Here is a 17584-nt window from a genome sequence, read left to right as displayed (position 1 = left end):
TAAAGGAGAATTGAACTAATGGTACGTAGAGCATACACAAAAGATGATATTCGACAGAAAATTGTTGATGAAAATGTTGAATTTTTACGTCTGCAATTTTCAGACGTTTTTGGCAACATTAAAAATGTTGAGGTGCCGGTTTCTCAATTAGAGAAAGTTTTAGCTAATAATTTAATGTTTGATGGGTCATCTATTGAAGGTTTTGTGCGTATTGAAGAATCAGACATGTACCTTTATCCTGACTTATCAACGTTTATGATTTTCCCATGGGCAACTGATGAACATGGTGGAAAAGTGGCACGTCTTATTGCTGATATCTACACATCTGATCGTGAGCCATTTTCTGGTGATCCACGAAATAACTTAAAGCGTGTCTTACAGCAAATGACTGCGGATGGTTTTACGAAATTCAATATTGGTACTGAGCCCGAATTTTTCTTGCTAAAGATGGACGAGAACGGTAAGCCAACAATGAATTTGAATGATAAAGGTGGCTATTTTGATTTGGCACCTTTGGATATGGGTGAAAATACTCGTCGTGAAATCGTACTTGAAATGGAAAAAATGGGCTTTGAAGTTGAAGCGGCCCATCACGAAGTTGCCCCAGGACAACATGAGGTAGATTTCAAGTACGCTGATGCTTTAGATGCAGCTGATAATATTCAGACATTCAAATTGATTGTTAAAACTATTGCTCGCAAGCATGGTCTATACGCAACCTTCTTGCCAAAGCCAATTTCTGGTATCAATGGTAACGGGATGCATACGAATATGTCATTGTTTACTGATGAAGGTAATGCATTCTATGATGAAGATGGTGAATTACAACTTTCAGAGACAGCTTACCATTTCTTAGGCGGTGTATTAGAGCACGCAGCTAACTTTACAGCAATTACAAATCCAACTGTTAACTCATATAAGCGTCTAACACCTGGTTATGAAGCACCCGTATATGTTGCTTGGTCAGGATCAAATCGTTCACCAATGGTGCGTGTCCCAGCATCACGTGGTAATTCAACCCGACTTGAATTACGTTCTGTGGACCCTACCGCTAATCCATACTTAGCTTTCGCAGCTATTTTGGCTGCTGGATTAGATGGTATTGAGAACAAATTGGAACCAAATCATGCGGTTGATCGTAATATCTACTTAATGGATGATGCTGAGCGTCGTCGTGCAGGTATTACTGATTTGCCAGACACATTATTCGAAGCAATTAACTTCTTGGATAGCGATGATGTTGTTATGGCAGCAATTGGTGAACACATGGGTCGTACGTTCGTTGATGCTAAGCGTCTTGAGTATCAAGCTTACCGTCGTGAAGTTTCACAGTGGGAAATTGACACATACCTAGAACAATACTAAAATTTGTTTAAAACTTATAAAAAACAGCGCTAACTTGTCCTCAAGTCGCGCTGTTTTTTAAGTTTAGGTTGTATGATAGTAGTAGGCATTATTTTAATCGCCAAATCTAATCAATTTATTAATGATTATAAAAATAGGAGGGGTTGAGATGGAAAGTACGCCATACATTCAGACAGATTTACCGTCGAATCAATCCGTATTACAACAAAAATTGCAGATGAAACTAGACTACTTGACTAGTATTCAATCAGCGGTTGTTGCGGGGGACGACCGACAGGTATATGAACTATTAGATAGTCAGAAATATGATCTAAAAATACGTCAAAAGTCTGAAGCAGAGATAAATCGACCATTATCAGTTTTAGTTGATGATATGAAAGATGAACTGAGTCATCATTTGGGACAAAAGTTAATTAATTATTTATCTGAAAAATTCCCTTTCTTTTACTATGAAGAAACAAAGTTAGGTGTTTTCCAATTGTACTTTGGAAACTGGTGGGATCGGCGCCACTTTGGTATCCTGGATCCATTATCTGTTAAGTTTATTTTTAATGATGATGAATATGAAAAGCTCGTCAAGGCAGTGGAACTATCAGCACGTGGACAACGATATAACGCACAAGTTATTGAAGATACTACCCGAGCAAATGAGACGTTGCAAAAAATTGTTGATGAACAAAATCAACGTGATGCGGAACGTACACAATTGCTAGCACAATTATCAGCATCTGAGGAGCGTGGCGGCTTATTTGGGAACCGCGGTCAATCAGAGCAACGTGAAGTATTGAAAGAACGTTTAAAGCATTTGGACTCAGCTGATGCTAAAGCGCAAACGGTACCAGCACTGATTGCTGAAAATAATACCCAAATTTTGAATTATTCAAAAGAAGATACGATTTTAATTTATGAGCAACGAGCAATCACGGATACTTTTGGGACGTTTGAAGCGTTTCAACAAGCAGTTGGTAATTTGTATGAGGAATATGTTGGTAGCTTAGCGGTTGCTTCTGAGCAAGGAGGTGTTTAAGATGACTGAACACCTACAAAAACGTGTTGATTCATATGTTAATATTCTGGCTGATGATATTGGCCGTATTCAGCAATTATTGGCTCAAGTTAATGAATTGGCTAATGCAGATGATCCTAAGAAAGTACATTTGCTTGCACAACAACTAACAACAGCGACCCTTGATACTGAATGGGTTGTTGTACCACGTCAATACTCACAAGCGGATTGGTATATGTTAGCACTCGATCGCTTGTTGAGTTTTGCAAAAGTCTCAGCATATGATATTTTAACACCGGCAGATCGTGAAGAATTGACGCTTGTATTTCCAGAATTGGATGTACCAGCAACTTTCCAATTTGAAGTTAATCAAGACCAAAATGGGGGTGCTTATTTTAAAGAGTTAGGAACTGATAAGCGCTTATTCTATTGGTCATTAACTCGGAAACAAATTTTCTTTAACGCAGAAGCAATTACGGATTTGTTGGTGGAAAATTTCCGTAAGAAAACAACGGTTGCTCGTATTCGGCCACTTGTTACGCTATTAACCGATTTTGGTCGGTATATGGCAGCAACATTTGGTTATCAAGTGGATTACAATATTTTGGAGACAACAGATGATTTCCTATACCCACTACGCCAAAAAGAAATGCCTGCAGGAATCTTAGACCGGCTCTTTGTGTTATCAGCCGATTCGGATTATTTCTTACAAGCAATTCCAAATGGTGCAGGATTAGTTTTGGAAAATAATGTTGAAGTTCGTGTCTTTTATGTTAATGATGCCACAGCAACCGATGCACAAAGGTGGCACTTCCAAGTTATCGACGGCAAGGATAGTGTGTCATGGTTGGATGTCCTATTAGATTATGACTTTATTGGTGCTTGGTACTTGGTTGAAAGACAATACATTGAGGTTGAAAGTGCACCACTTGTATTTGATCAGGACTTACAAGAAGCAACTGCACACGAAGAAGCAGCGGCCAAAAAGGACACGGTGCAACCAGAAGTATTGTCTCCTCAGCCGCTCACTACATCAGAGGAGTCGTAGTCAGATGACAGAGTTAGATATTGCAATGTATTTGCGACAAACTAGAGTCATGATGCACGACGTCAGTATGCAATGGGAAACACCAATTGGTCCAAAACAAATTTTGTTGAATGACTATTTGAATTTAGATGTTAGTTTAAGTGAGCTAGCAGTTAAAACGCAGTCAGTACTATTGAATGTACCTGGACAACAGCCTTTGCGTGATGAACAAGAAATATTAGCCTTATATAGTCAGGCTTTTGTACAGTTTTTAACCATCAGTTTAAAACAACAGTGGACACACCTAATGGTCATGACTGATGAAGACATTGCACAGTTTGAACGTTTTCCACAAAGGCATTTGGCACATCAATTTATGGGCATTAAGACGATGTTGCTCAATAGTTATCATCAAAAGCGACAAGCAGACTTCTCGCACGCTTGGCGTTCCTTTCTGAAATTGGGCTTAGTGGAGTTGAAAATTTCGCAACATGATCTTCATCTTGCAGTGCAGGAAAATTTTAATGACAACTATGCTTGATTCATTATGCAAATAAACGTACAATAGATGAGGCGGATGCATATTTGCTCCATCTATTTGATATGCAACTGTAGCACAACTGGATAGTGCACTCGGTTTCTACCCGAGCGGTTGTGGGTTCGAGTCCCACCAGTTGCATTGATATAGTCTTAGAAATGTTGATACAACAGCGTTTCTAAGACTTGTTTTTTATTTTGCAGTAAATTTATGGTACTTATTTAAGGCAATCAACTTGTTATCATTGAATTTGATCAATGATTAGGTTATAATAGTATACGTTGTGTTTGTGGAATCTCACAAACTGCAACCACTCATGGCCTGTATTAAGTAATTCTTTGAATTCGCGGGCATTGGTGAGTCTAAGTTTTTACAAAAATTTTTATGGAGGTCTACAGACTCATGGCAGCATATGCAATCATTGAGAACGGTGGAAAGCAATACAAAGTTTCTGCCGGTGACGTTATTTACGTCGAGAAGTTGGATGCCGCAGAAGGTGACAAGGTTGTCTTTGACAAAGTTGTCTTCGCTGATGGCAAAGTAGGTGCACCTTACGTTGAAGGTGTTACTGTATCAGGAACTGTTGAGAAGCAAGGTAAGGAAAAGAAAGTTGTTACTTTCAAGTACAAGCCAAAGAAGCACTCACATGCTAAGCAAGGTCACCGCCAACCTTATACTAAGGTTGTCATTGACTCAATTGCCTAAGCCATCGGATAGGAGGATTTAAATCATGCAATTAAATTTGAATAACTTGACGATGCTTGCTCACCACAAAGGTGGTGGTTCATCAGCCAACGGTCGTGACTCAGCTGGTCGTCGTCTAGGTACAAAGCGTGCTGACGGTCAAGACATCAAAGCTGGATCAATCATTTACCGCCAACGTGGTACTCACATCTACCCAGGTGTTAACGTTGGTCGTGGTAACGATGATACATTGTTCGCATTGACTGATGGTGTTGTAAAGTTCGGTCGTTTGGGCCGTGACAAGCGCCAAGTATCAGTTGTATCTCGCGAAGAATACAAAGAAATCATCGCTAAGTAATTAGCTAATAAAATGACCTTACTAATTTCGGTTAGTAAGGTCATTTTTTGTTGCTATGATAGGATTTGTGAGAATTGATGCGTATGACTTATATTGAATAGGAAAATTGTGGTTATCGTAAATCTGTTCAAAATTGACCTTAATTGACTCCAAAAATGTCACCAGTTGTCACCTGCTTGTCACTACTTTTATTCAATGGGTGGATCATGGTTGATCTTGATATTTTTTGGGCTAATAAAAAATATCACCCCAATCATCCCAATAACCCCAAAAATGAATGAAGAAGATCAAATAGTGTGTACAATGTAATTAAGTAGTACCAGAAATTTTGCAGTTGATTCAATTTATGGACTAGAGGGGTAAGACTTATGAAAAAAATAATGTACGAACTAGAAGATGTTGCACCAATATTTTTGATATTTGGCTATTTTTCTTTAGCAATCGGGGCTTGGGAATTTATCTCCCATCTAGTGACGTTATCCTTATCATTTCCGAAAATCAAAGATATAACTGCCTGTATCGTTTTTGGGTATTTATCTGTGAAGTTCGCTCACAAAATAGTGGAATATAATTCTATTCCGCCACACGTTGAAGGTAGCATTGTCGACAATAATACGGCAGATGATACATCTGAAGATACAGCAGATATAGAAGCCTATATAGCTAATGAATTAATTTCTGAAGAGACAAAGCATAGAAATTCACATGATGATCTAGATTAAGATAGAATGCCCGCTTCTCACTTTTCAGAACCCCAAAAAAATTAGGAAAAGAATTTGTATATCAGAAATATAGAAATTGAATTATGGTAAGATAATTACAGTGATGACGTATAAAAAAGAAAGATTATTAGAGGGATAATCAAGAATGGCAGAAGATAAGTTTGAACAAGCCGTAATTCAAAAGTTAAGAGCTGAAGGTTGGGAGTATTTACGCGATTATTCAGGAGTAACGGTCGATAGATTATATGATCATTGGCGTGATATTTTGAATCAAAATAATGCGCAGCGGTTAGACGGCGTGCCATTAACTGATAATGAGTTTGAACAGGTTAAGTTGGAACTCAATCAGAATAAGACCCCTTATGATGCACAGCTTATGTTAGCAGGTGCAGGCGGTGTCGGAACGTTACCTTTGAATCGTGATGATGGCAGCCAGTTAGAGTTAGAAATTTTTTATGGAGATGAAGTAGCTGGTGGTCATTCACGCTATGAATTGGTTAACCAGGTTACATTTAATCATCTAGCGTTTAGTTTGAGTACGAAAAGGCGAATTGATCTTTTACTGTTAATTAATGGATTGCCAGTCGCACATATTGAAGAAAAAGACGAATCTTTACAGAATCAATGGAATGCCTTTGAACAGTTACAAAAATATGATAGTGACGGAATGTATACGGGGCTCTTTTCTTTTGTACAGGTGCAATTTATTCTATCACAGCACTCAGCGCACTATTTCGCACGCCCCAAAAATGAACGATCATATAATCGTGACTTTGTTTTTGGTTGGCGAGATGAAAATGGAAAAGATGTTACTGACACGATGGCATTTATTCATGAAGTGATGGGCATTCCAGCACTACACCGCCTTGTTACTGTTAATATGATTCCGGATGCAGCCAATGATAATTTGATGGTCATGCGATCATATCAAATTCAAGCAACTCGGAAAATTCTCGATCGTATGCGTGAAATGAATAATAACGATTTGGTTGAAAAGGAAGGCGGGTATGTCTGGCATACAACTGGCTCAGGTAAAACGGTTACGTCATTTAAGGTTGCACAATTGTTAGCATCAATGCCGCGTGTACAAGATGTATTGTTCATTGTTGATCGTGTGGATCTAGTTAATCAAACCTTTGAAAATTTTAAATCATTTGCGTATAAAACTTTTGAAAACAGAATCAAAGTTGTTAATGGTCATGAACTAAAACGAGAGCTAAAGCACACGCAGACATCCCATATCTATTTGATTACTGTGCAAGGATTAGATCGAGCTGTTAAGTCTGGTCTTGCGTCAAAGAATCGCATGGTTATTTTAATGGACGAGGCACATCGTTCTGCTAGTGGTGATGCAGTAGACCGTATTAAAAAGAACCTACCACGGACAACTTGGTTCGGCTTTACAGGGACACCTAACTTTTATAGCGATGAAGTTAATGAAGTCAAAACATCGAAGAACATTTCAACCTTTGATATTTTTGGTCCGCGATTACATCGTTATACAATTAAAGATGCCATTGGTGATGGTAATGTGCTTGGGTTCGACGTTACCTACTATGAGTCTACTTATGAAACCGATAATGAAGCAAAGCTTTCAGAAGCTGATTTGGAAAAAGAAGTCTATACAAGTTTACCATTCCGTCAATTGGTGGTTCAGGATATTAAGGATAATTGGGATAAAATTGCCAGTGGACCTATCGAAATGGGTGTCCGCCAGCCTAATCAATTTCAGGGGATTTTAGCTGTTTCAGGTAAACAAGCAGTAGTAGCATATTATAACCTATTCAAGAAAATTGCGCCTGAAATTCGAGTGGCTATGACCTATTCACGCGATGAAAATAATGGTGTAGGTACTTCGGATTTGCAAGCATCTTTGAAGCAAGGTATGCAGGATTACATGAATCGTTATGGTACCCGGAACTTTTTAGAAGATCAAGATGCTGAACGGGCTTACTTGAATGATATTACGAAACGACTGGCCCGTAAAAAACCATATAACAAAGGAAATGATGACGATCGACTAGATTTGATTATTGTGTCTGACCAGCTATTAACAGGCTTTGATTCAAAGTATGTTAATGTGATTTATATGGACAAAATTATGGCTGAAGGACCGTTAATTCAAGCAATGTCACGTACCAACCGAACGATTAATAAAAATGCAAAACCATATGGAAAAGTACGTTTCTATCGTAAAGGTTCGGTCATGACGGAAAATGTCAAAAATGCGTTGGTTATCTATACTAAAGGTGGTAATGACACAATAACAGATGCAACCAAGCCACTTAATGCACAAGAACAACAGGAATTAATGGATGACGATGTGTTAGCACCAAGATTGGCTGACCAAATTAGTGAATTGAACCCCAAAATTGCCAGATTGCAAGAATTAGCTGGTGATGATTTTTCACAATTACCACGTTCTGAAAAAGATAGGCTTGAATTTGCTATAACAGCAGCCGAGGTTAATGGCCAGGTACAAAGAATTACGCAACAAGGCTATGCGCTCGGCAGTTCAGTCGAAGATGTGCAAGGGCAAGAAACAAAGTTAAATATTGCAGATATTGATCAGCTAAATACTTTACAAGCTCGCTTAAATGATGTTAATGAGTTATTACCCCCAGAGAAGAAAATCGATGTGACCAATATTAAGATTGCTATGGAATCATTTGCTAGTGAAATTATTGATTACGATTTGCTAGTTGATTTGTTAAATGACTATATGGATCAGATAACTACTGAAAAGCGTCAGGCAATTGAAGATCATGTACAACCATTAGATCAAGTTAGTCGGGATGAAATTAATTCAGTATTAGATGGTATTGAAGATGGTACTTATCAAGAACATTTTGATACGGAAATCCTGAAGAAGGTACGTAAGCAAATTCGTCATGAGCAACAAGAGCTGAAAGTTTATAAATGGGCGGCAGACCATAATTACAATGGTAATGAAATCATGAGTGCTTATCAGTTATACTTACCCGGTGTTGAATTGGTGGATAATCCACAGTTGAATACTAAGCTACAAGAGATTGAAGATAAATTAGCGATTGGGTTCTTTGGTACTGCCGATTTTGAAAATGAACTACTAAAGTATTTTGCAGATATAACAACAAATAAGTAAGGAAAAAAATAATATGGTATTGACTGCTGATAAAAAGACATTAATTTGGAAAACTTTAAATGAGACCAGAGGTAAGATTGAACCATCTGAATATAAGAATTATATTTTCGGCTTAATGTTCTACAAATTTCTGTCAGAAAAAGCGCAAAGTTGGTTGAATACGCAATTACGTGGAGAAACGTGGGAAAATGTTTGGCAACAGAATCCTGAAAAAGCAGCTAGTTTTATGCAAAGTAAACTAGGGTATGTTATTCAACCAGGTGATATGTTTAGTGATTGGCAAGCAGCTATTAACATTGACCAGTTTAACATTACAAACGTGGCTGATTCTTTAACCCATTTTAATCAAGGTATTCAGCAAGGTGCTAAGGGTACTTTTGAAGGTATCTTTGATGATATGGATCTAGCATCAAGTCGCTTGGGGAGTAATACGCAAACTCGTACGAAGACTTTAATGGACTGGATAAGTCTTATTGATCAAATTGAACTAGACGAAAGTTCGGATGTTTTAGGTGACTTGTACGAGTACCTAATTGGTATGTTTGCAGCCAACTCTGGTGCTAAAGCGGGAGAGTTTTATACTCCCCATGAAGTTTCAGATATTATGGCTCGAATTTTGACAGCTGGTCGTGAAGATATGGCGGAATACAGTTTGTATGATCCAGCGCTGGGATCAGGCTCATTACTGTTGACCACGGCTTCATATATGCATAATGATGGTGTCCGTGGCGCAATTAAATATTATGGGCAAGAGGTCATTACGACAACATATAATTTGGCACGTATCAATTTGATGATGCATGGTGTTGAGTACAATGATATTCATATTCATAATGCGGATACGTTGAATATGGATTGGCCAGACGGAGTTGTTGAGGGAGTTGATAGCCCACGGATGTTTGATGCTGTTATGGCTAACCCACCCTATTCACTAAAATGGGATAACACGAATCGAGAAGACGATCCACGGTTTAAGTCGGGTATAGCCCCTAAGTCAAAAGCTGATTTTGCTTTCTTACAACATTGTTTGTATCACTTAAAGCAAGATGGTCGGATGGCGATCGTTTTGCCACACGGTGTATTATTCCGTGGCGCAGCAGAAGGACGGATTCGTAAACAACTACTTGAAAATCATAATATTTCAGCTGTGATTGGTTTACCAGAAAAAATCTTTACCAACACGGGTATTCCAACGATTATTATGGTCTTAGAAAAGAATCGTACAAGCGATGATGTCTTGTTCATTGATGCATCTAAAGGGTTTGAAAAACAAAAGAATAACAATAAGCTACGTGCACAAGATATTGATTTGATTGTGGAGACGTTCTTAAAACGTGAAGATGCAGATAAGTATGCACATGTAGCGACGTTCGATGAAATTAAGGAAAATGACTTCAACCTCAACATTCCTCGCTATGTTGATACATTTGAAGAGGAAGAGCCAGTCGATTTGGTTAAAGTTAGTCAAGAGATGACCGAAGTTAATCAAGAAATTGCAGCTACTGAGCAATCTCTATTACAAATGATGAATGAATTAGCAGTAAATGATGATAACAAAGACATAATCAATGCAGCCAAGAACTTAATTGGAGGTACTGATCATGCCAAAGGATAAACCAGAGATACGTTTTGCGGGATACACTGACGCTTGGGAAAAGCGTAAGTTATTGGATGGCTCTGAAAAAATTGGAGATGGATTACATGGAACACCAAAATATTTTGAAAAGGGAAATGTTTATTTTGTAAATGGCAATAATTTTATTGATGGTGAAATAAAGATTACAAAAGAGACAAAACACGTTGCTGAAACAGCCCAATCGTCTGTAGACCAAGGGCTAACAAATAATACAATCTTAATGTCAATAAATGGAACTATAGGGAACTTAGCCTATTATCATGGGGAGAAAATATCTCTTGGAAAGAGTGCGGCATTCATTACTGTTTCTGATTTTTATAAAGAGTTTATTTATGCTTATCTACAAACAAAAACTGTTCATAGTTATTTTATGAATAGTCTTACAGGGACGACAATCAAAAATTTAGGTTTAAAAGCACTTAGAGAAACTCCACTATCTGTTCCTGTAATTTTTGAACAGAAAAAAATAGGTAGACTTTTTAAACAGATCGACAAGCTGATAACTGTCAACCAGCGTAAAGTTGATTTGCTGAAAGAATTGAAAAAAGGCTTTTTACAAAAAATGTTTCCAAAAAATGAGGAAAATTATCCTCAAATACGTTTTGCGGGATACACTGACGCTTGGGAAAAGCGTAAGCTAGGTGACATTGGTTCTGTTGCTATGAACAAACGGATATTTAAGTCAGAAACCTTTGATTATGGTGATGTACCATTTTATAAAATTGGAACCTTCGGTAAAATAGCAGACTCATTTATTACAAGGGAAAAATTTACAGAATACAAGGCTAAATATCCATTTCCTAAAAATGGTGATGTATTGATATCAGCATCAGGTAGCATAGGCAAAACTGTTGTGTACCATGGCGAAGACGCATACTTTCAGGATTCTAACATTGTATGGCTTGAACATGATGGCCAAATAGACAACAAGTTTCTTGAACAATTTTATAAAATAGTTAGGTGGTCTGGAGTTGAAGGAAGCACAATCAAGAGATTGTATAATAAAAACATTTTAAATACATCTATATCTATACCTAATCTGGATGAGCAGGAAAAAATTGGTGAACTACTATACTTATTTGATTTCCTCATAACTGTCAACCAGCGTAGAGTAGATCTTCTAAAACAAGAGAAAAAAGCCTTATTACAAAAGATGTTTGTGTAAATATTTTTTGAAATCAGTGTATGATTTATTCTTTTTTATAATATTGCGTTTCTATAGATAATCACTATTCATGATATACATCAACTATTTAGATTAAAAAGGAATATTTTTAATATGTCATCAGTCAATTCTGATGGCATTTTTTAAAGCGTTAATTTAAAAATTGATGATTTTTGTAAAATTAATATTCGATCTTGGTTGACAGTTATGAGACTATCCAATTGTTTGAATAACTCACTGATGGACTTTTGTTCTTTAATATTAGGTATTGTTAGTTTCAATTCTTTAAGCTTGCTGAAGTACATGTATGTTCTTGAACCGCCTTGTTTTTGAAGAAGTGAAAACCGTTTAAATTCTGTTCCCTCATTTAACTGATACATAAGATACATTGCATCTAAATTTTCAGTCGTGGTAAATACTGGATATAAAGTACTTACTATCCCATAATCAGCTAAGTCATTTATATTAAATTTGAAGATAAGATCATCAGACATGTGCCTATAAGTAAAGTATCCTTTTGGTACAATATTGTATCCCGTATTATCTACTGATGCTATTTGATGACCATCATAATAGTCTTTTTGAAAAAACAGTCCTTTTCTTGAAGATGTAAAAACAGGGTACTGATTATTTTCAATAGTATGTTCATTATACTGAATAATATTATCGCCCAATTTACGCTTTTCCCAAGTAATAACAGAAGGACACATTACTTCAATAATATAAACTTGGGAAAAGCGTAGGTTAGGAGAGTACGCTAATTATAGACGTGGTTCTTTTCCACAACCATATGGAAATAAAGAATGGTATGGTGGAAAAGATTCTATGCCCTTTGTGCAAGTTGTCGATGTTACTAATAAATTAACGCTTGTAGATGATACAAAACAAAAAATTAGTAAGTTAGCTCAGTCAAAGAGTGTATTTGTTCCTAAGGGTAAAGTGGTTATTACCCTACAAGGGAGTATTGGACGTGTTGCCATTACTCAATATGATTCATATGTCGATCGCACATTACTTATTTTCGAAAACTATGTAAAACCAACTAATGAATATTTTTGGGCATACACCTTGCAACAAAAATTTGAAATAGAGAAACGTAGAGCTCCTGGTGGAACTATTAAGACAATAACCAAAGAAGCGTTATCTATATTTGAGGTTCATTTACCTGAGTACAAAGAACAAGTTAAGATAGGAACATTATTTCAGTACCTTGATACTCTAATAACTGTCAACCAGCGAATTAGTAAGCTTATTTTTTTTTACCGAAATGACACCTTATCGCTGCAATTTTATCTACCATAAGCGTTAGACTAAAGAAAAAGACCATGGTTTATGTCGAAATTACATGGTCTTGAATAATATTTTTGTAATGAAATTTTTGTATTACATTAATGTCGTTAGATAACGCATAATTTTGTCAGTATCAGCATTTTCTAACTCCTGTATAACGTGTAAATAAGTTCGTTGTGTTGTATTCATGTTTGAGTGACCAAGTCGTTGTGCAACTGAGGCAATGGAAACGCCAGCATAAAGTAGTAATGATGCGTGAGTGTGGCGCAGTCCATGAACACTAATTTCTGGAATACCAGCTTTTTGACAGTAACGGGCAAGCTTATCGTTAGCAGTTTCGTTATAAAACTTTTTGCCATTTGTAATGAAGATTGGTTGATTCTTAGGTAAATCCTTAACTAACTGAGCAAACTGCATCGCGATTTGCCAATCAATGGGTACTTTTCTCATTGATGCAGTATTTTTGGTTGGCGAGAAACTACCTTCGTTTGACTTATAATCCCAGGTTTTATTTACCGAAAGCGTTAGCCTTGATAGATCAAAGTCATCAGGTGTAATTCCTAAGGCTTCGCTAAAACGAAGACCAGTCTTTGCAACTAATAGGAAAAAATAATCAATTGAAAGTTCTTCACCTAAGTTAAGCTGAGCGAGAAGTTTTGTTAACTGTTGCTGGTTAAGGTATTTAATTTTGTGATGTTGCGTTATGGTCCCTTTGATGACAATTTTTCTGGTTGGGTCTACGGTTAGTAGACCATCTTCAAGAGCGTCTAATATACCAGATTTTACCTGATGGTGAAAATCTAGTACAGTTTGCTTTTCGTGAGTTTCCGCATAAGTGTTTAATAGTGCTTGGTAAACTTGGCGATTTAAATCACATAAGCATAAATCGGGAACTAATTTTCTTAACTGCTTGTGCGTTTGTTGATATTTGGCGTAGGTTATTTGACGAACAGCTCCCTCCTTATAAAGTGTCATCCACTGAAGATAGTATTCATGAAAAAGTAAAGTGTTTTTTTGTGACATAAGGTCACCTCCTGAATGTATTACCTGACTGTATCGTATAGTGAGGTACTAAAATCATTCAGAGTTATTCAATAAAAAGCAACGAAGTTGATTCAAAAATGTACGATTTTGAAGTATCAAATACATATTTTAATGATGACAGTATAATCTGTTAAAAATTTGTATTGGAGAAACAAACAATGGAATATGCAGTGGTATACGATATGATTGGCCAGTATATTGTGCCAACAATTACAAAATGGTCAGGTAATGGAAACAACGACCAACTATATAAAACATTTGAAGGGGCAGTTGATATTATTGCGTTACGTCTAGCGACAGATGAAAAAATAGGATATGACGCTTGGGTTCGTGATGATGCCTTAGCGACCGGTATTGCAAGTGCCTATCGTGTGCAATTTGGACAAGAATATTTTGGGATGGCTTTGCTACCACAAGTTGGTACAGGGATTGTTGTCTTAGGGGTTGATGAAGCAGGTCAGACATTTGGGTTAACATTGGAACAAGCACAAGAGGTAAAGGATAATTTAGTAGTAGAGAAATGGCCAGCGATCAATAATGATTAGCACATGACCACTAGCAACAACCAGGTAGGTTGTTAACAATTTTTCAGACACATATCTTAAAAATGTATGATTAGTACATTAATTATAAGAACCAACATGTCATTGTTGGTTCTTTTTTGTATAGGAGGAAGATATGGATGTTACACGTATAGTGCCAGAAATAGAATTAGATATCGTATATTTGGCCGTGAGTTTGTTAGATATGCAAAATGTGCAACGAATAGACTTTTCAGGGCTGGATAATGTCAGACTGGATATTGATGAGATGGAACCGACTATGGTGCCATCTTTTTTATTATCCAAGCAGACAGTCAATTGTTTTATGTTAGCTGGGACGATCAACCAAAAAGAAGAATTGTTGGTAGTCGTTTATTATGATTTGGCTGGCAATTATATCGGTAAAGCAGCTTTGTATCATGGTGATGTTGCCTTTGAAAAGAAAGTGGGTGAAAGTACATGGCAGTAGACATTATCTCAATTATTGTGAAAGAAATGATGATTGCAGTTGGCAAAGCGTTAATTGAAGTAAGTGCTAATTTACGTTAAGTGAATTAGCTATATTTTCATACAACGACGTAAAAATTGGTTAGATAAAGCATCCTGAAAATGAGGATGCTTTATTTTTTTATCTTTTGTAGAAGGAGGTCATAAAAATGAAATTGCCCAAGGGAATTGATTTAATGCCAAGTGGCAAATATAAGGCAACCGCTAGCATTGGATCGGGTAACACACGTAAACGTAAATCAAAAAGTTTTACGACGGTGAGTGATGCCAAAGCATGGTTACTGGAAATGAATGCGGATATGCATTCAGGGACAACCTATGTTGGCGATGATGCCAAAATCACGGATGCTTATAATGAATGGGTGGCTACTTTTGTGACTAGTAAGGTCAGTCCAGCAACAGAAAAAGGCTACTATTTTACGGGAAAGATCCTTGCAAAATATTGTGAAGGTTGGTTAGTGAAAACACTAGATCGTCGACATTGCCAAAAGTTGTTCAATCAATTAATCGCTGATAACTATACTAAAAATACGATTAAGAAAATCAAGGTACATGTCGGAAAGTATTGTCGCAGTTTGGTTACGGAAGGAGTTATCAAGCGAAACCCCATGCAAGAAATAGACATTCGAGGGGCACGTTTGGGTAAGGATGCCAATCAAAAATTTATTAGTATCAGTCAGTACAAACAGTTACTGCAAGCACTAAAACAACGACCAATATCACAGATGACACCTTACACGATGGTTATACTGGTTATTTTATGTACCGGTATGCGAGTAAGTGAGGCCATTGACTTGCGACAGGATGATCTTGACGAAATCAAACTGACGTTACGCGTTGACTCAAGTTATTCACGAACGGTGCACGATAGTAAAGCACCTAAGACCAAAAATTCATATCGGACAATACCGATACCCAAATTTTTATTGCAGCGCTTAAGAGAATGGCGGTTTGAACAAAATCGGTTGTTAATGCTGAATGGTCATCGAAATCACGAGCAGCATTTATTCATCACCAAGTTTGGTAATGTACCAGATGCAAGCAGTGTGAATTACTATGTACAAAAACTAGAACATACAATCTGTCAGATACCAGTGGGGCAAACAACTTCAACACATTCACTTCGACATACTTATGCGAGCTACTTATTATCACGTGAAGGTGGTAATCAGTCGTTACAGTATGTCGCTAATGTATTAGGTGATACCCAAGCAATGGTACAAGAAGTGTATGCGCACTTGATGCCAGAAGAAAAAGCATCACAAGCCAATGTGGTTCGTGATGCTTTGGAAGTTATCTAAGAGCTTAGTGGCTCTTTTTTTCTATTTGCTTGTCGACCATAAATTGAATTGCATAATCTGCCATTCCGTTCAGAAGTTGATTATTGCGTAAAAATTCAAATAAGGAAGTCACTTGGTCAATTGATGAAAACGTGAGGGTTGAAACAAATGGTGTAAATATCTCACTGGGAAAGCTCCATTCCATATGAATGTATGTACTTGTAATGTCTTCATTTTTTTGTGATTGGAGTAATTCTTGATGGCAACGTTCTTTGATGCCATCGTGTAGGAATTCGAACATAGAACCCCAATTATTTGAGTTAAATTTGCTGTCAGCAAGAGGATTGAATAGGCCGTCTAAATTATCATGCTCTTCAATAACTTGATTTAATGCATGAATGATGATTCCAAAACTTTGTATGTCCCTTACTGGAATATTAATCCAATCATTATAAATAATCATCGCACTAGCAATGTAGGGGAATTCTTTATAATGAGCAAATGGGTAACTTTTCATGGACGTACCGGATAGGTGGCTAGAAAAATCATACTCTAATGATTGGCTAAGTTTGAGCAAAGCGCTTATTTTGATCAAGTTAATTTTACTTATTCTTGAATTTGTTTGTTCATCCAGATGAATTTCTAGTATTTTGTCTAATATTACATTTGAAAAGCCTGAGAATAATTCAATAATGTCTTGCTTTTGGTTGTTCGTTAGAGACTTATTTTCTTTAAATAGAGTATGCAAAAGTGTTCGGGCAGATTTAATATCCAGCCGATTGGTTTCCCAATGGCTATATGTTATTCGAAGAATCTTATCAAGTAAATCTGATGGTAAATCAAGCAGCAAAAAAATTAGCAAGTCAGAAATTGATAAGGTTTCATCATAGTTGATATGAAATAGCTCAAAATAAATATTTGCTCCCTTTCGAAATGTACGTGAACGTTTTTCTTCAGTAAAGCGATATTTATGCTTAGGATCTTCTATTAAATATTTATCAAAGTTATTAAATATTTTTGTATTTGTTGAAAGAACATCTTCATCAATTTCATTTCCATTCGTAATTAGTACAAATGGATTATCCTTTTGGTCTAACCTGATTTGAATTTTATATGTACTTGTCGAATTACTTTGGGTTTCCAAAGTAACAATGAGTGAAATAGCAAAAGCTAATCGCTTGCATTCTTCTTCAGTAAATTTGTGCATAAATATTTTCCTTTTGAAAAAAGCCACTTTGAATATTCGGAGTGGCCTAAAGACTTAAAGCATTTCAAACTACAATGGTTATATTCCTT

Annotated in this window: 16 protein-coding genes, 1 tRNA gene, 1 pseudogene and 1 other annotated feature; of the genes and pseudogenes, 15 read left to right on the top strand and 3 right to left on the bottom strand. The window is 36.6% G+C overall.

Going from position 1 to position 17584, the window contains the following annotated elements; all coding sequences use genetic code 11:
- Window positions 1-18: 18 nt before the first annotated feature.
- The 11 genes from glnA (at window position 19) to HMPREF0877_RS10380 (ending at window position 11625) form a co-directional block, all read left to right on the top strand.
- Window positions 19-1365 (top strand): type I glutamate--ammonia ligase, encoded by a 1347-nt coding sequence (gene glnA, locus HMPREF0877_RS03330; protein WP_002827799.1) that lies wholly within the window; start codon window positions 19-21, stop codon window positions 1363-1365.
- A 148-nt stretch (window positions 1366-1513) separates the two neighbouring features.
- A complete protein-coding gene (locus tag HMPREF0877_RS03325; protein WP_040760488.1) occupies window positions 1514-2392 on the top strand; it encodes a hypothetical protein in 879 nt (292 codons plus the stop codon).
- Between the two features lies 1 nt (window position 2393).
- Window positions 2394-3419, top strand: a complete 1026-nt coding sequence (locus HMPREF0877_RS03320; RefSeq protein WP_040760487.1) for a hypothetical protein — start codon at window positions 2394-2396, stop codon at window positions 3417-3419.
- A gap of 4 nt (window positions 3420-3423) precedes the next feature.
- Window positions 3424-3939 (top strand): hypothetical protein, encoded by a 516-nt coding sequence (locus HMPREF0877_RS03315; protein ID WP_002827796.1) that lies wholly within the window; start codon window positions 3424-3426, stop codon window positions 3937-3939.
- Window positions 3940-4003: 64 nt separating this feature from the next.
- Window positions 4004-4077: transfer RNA gene (locus tag HMPREF0877_RS03310), tRNA-Arg, on the top strand.
- A 157-nt stretch (window positions 4078-4234) separates the two neighbouring features.
- Window positions 4235-4310 (top strand) — a sequence feature (ribosomal protein L21 leader region).
- A 28-nt stretch (window positions 4311-4338) separates the two neighbouring features.
- Window positions 4339-4641: a 50S ribosomal protein L21 gene (rplU, locus tag HMPREF0877_RS03305; RefSeq protein WP_040760485.1), complete on the top strand. Its 303-nt coding sequence runs from the start codon at window positions 4339-4341 to the stop codon at window positions 4639-4641.
- 25 nt (window positions 4642-4666) lie between these two features.
- Complete coding sequence (rpmA, locus tag HMPREF0877_RS03300) at window positions 4667-4978, top strand: 50S ribosomal protein L27 (RefSeq protein WP_002827793.1); 312 nt, start codon at window positions 4667-4669, stop codon at window positions 4976-4978.
- Window positions 4979-5346: 368 nt separating this feature from the next.
- Window positions 5347-5700, top strand: a complete 354-nt coding sequence (locus tag HMPREF0877_RS03295) for a hypothetical protein (RefSeq protein WP_002827792.1) — start codon at window positions 5347-5349, stop codon at window positions 5698-5700.
- Between the two features lie 145 nt (window positions 5701-5845).
- Window positions 5846-8824, top strand: coding sequence for a type I restriction endonuclease subunit R (locus HMPREF0877_RS03290; RefSeq protein ID WP_002827791.1), 2979 nt, complete (start codon window positions 5846-5848; stop codon window positions 8822-8824).
- Window positions 8825-8837: 13 nt separating this feature from the next.
- Entirely contained in the window at window positions 8838-10439 is a 1602-nt protein-coding gene (locus HMPREF0877_RS03285; protein ID WP_002827790.1) for a type I restriction-modification system subunit M, read from the top strand.
- Entirely contained in the window at window positions 10426-11625 is a 1200-nt protein-coding gene (locus HMPREF0877_RS10380; protein ID WP_002827789.1) for a restriction endonuclease subunit S, read from the top strand. The genes HMPREF0877_RS03285 and HMPREF0877_RS10380 overlap by 14 nt, the downstream gene beginning before the upstream one ends.
- A 143-nt stretch (window positions 11626-11768) precedes the next feature.
- Here the strand turns inward: HMPREF0877_RS10380 and HMPREF0877_RS03275 are convergent, their stop codons facing one another.
- Complete coding sequence (locus tag HMPREF0877_RS03275; protein ID WP_002827788.1) at window positions 11769-12335, bottom strand: restriction endonuclease subunit S; 567 nt, start codon at window positions 12333-12335, stop codon at window positions 11769-11771.
- A 28-nt stretch (window positions 12336-12363) separates the two neighbouring features.
- Here HMPREF0877_RS03275 and HMPREF0877_RS03270 point away from each other — a divergent pair.
- Window positions 12364-12927, top strand: a pseudogene (locus HMPREF0877_RS03270) (restriction endonuclease subunit S); the annotation flags it as partial.
- Between the two features lie 81 nt (window positions 12928-13008).
- On the opposite strand, the gene HMPREF0877_RS03265 reads toward HMPREF0877_RS03270, so the two are convergent.
- Entirely contained in the window at window positions 13009-13938 is a 930-nt protein-coding gene (locus tag HMPREF0877_RS03265; RefSeq protein ID WP_002827785.1) for a site-specific integrase, read from the bottom strand.
- Window positions 13939-14117: 179 nt separating this feature from the next.
- Here HMPREF0877_RS03265 and HMPREF0877_RS03260 point away from each other — a divergent pair, with 179 nt between their 5' ends.
- From HMPREF0877_RS03260 to HMPREF0877_RS03250, 3 genes are all read left to right on the top strand, one after another.
- A complete protein-coding gene (locus tag HMPREF0877_RS03260; protein ID WP_002827784.1) occupies window positions 14118-14504 on the top strand; it encodes a hypothetical protein in 387 nt (128 codons plus the stop codon).
- A gap of 133 nt (window positions 14505-14637) precedes the next feature.
- Window positions 14638-14970, top strand: a complete 333-nt coding sequence (locus tag HMPREF0877_RS03255; RefSeq protein ID WP_002827783.1) for a hypothetical protein — start codon at window positions 14638-14640, stop codon at window positions 14968-14970.
- 187 nt (window positions 14971-15157) lie between these two features.
- Window positions 15158-16309 (top strand): tyrosine-type recombinase/integrase, encoded by a 1152-nt coding sequence (locus HMPREF0877_RS03250; RefSeq protein ID WP_002827782.1) that lies wholly within the window; start codon window positions 15158-15160, stop codon window positions 16307-16309.
- Window positions 16310-16313: 4 nt separating this feature from the next.
- On the opposite strand, the gene HMPREF0877_RS03245 is transcribed toward HMPREF0877_RS03250, so the two are convergent.
- Window positions 16314-17495: a hypothetical protein gene (locus tag HMPREF0877_RS03245; RefSeq protein ID WP_040760483.1), complete on the bottom strand. Its 1182-nt coding sequence runs from the start codon at window positions 17493-17495 to the stop codon at window positions 16314-16316.
- Window positions 17496-17584: the final 89 nt, after the last annotated feature.

It is taken from the genome of Weissella paramesenteroides ATCC 33313 (assembly GCF_000160575.1).
Classification (GTDB): Bacteria; Bacillota; Bacilli; order Lactobacillales; family Lactobacillaceae; genus Weissella; species Weissella paramesenteroides.
The sequence above is the reverse complement of the archived record's forward strand: the minus strand, read 5'-3'. Positions and strand labels throughout refer to the sequence as shown.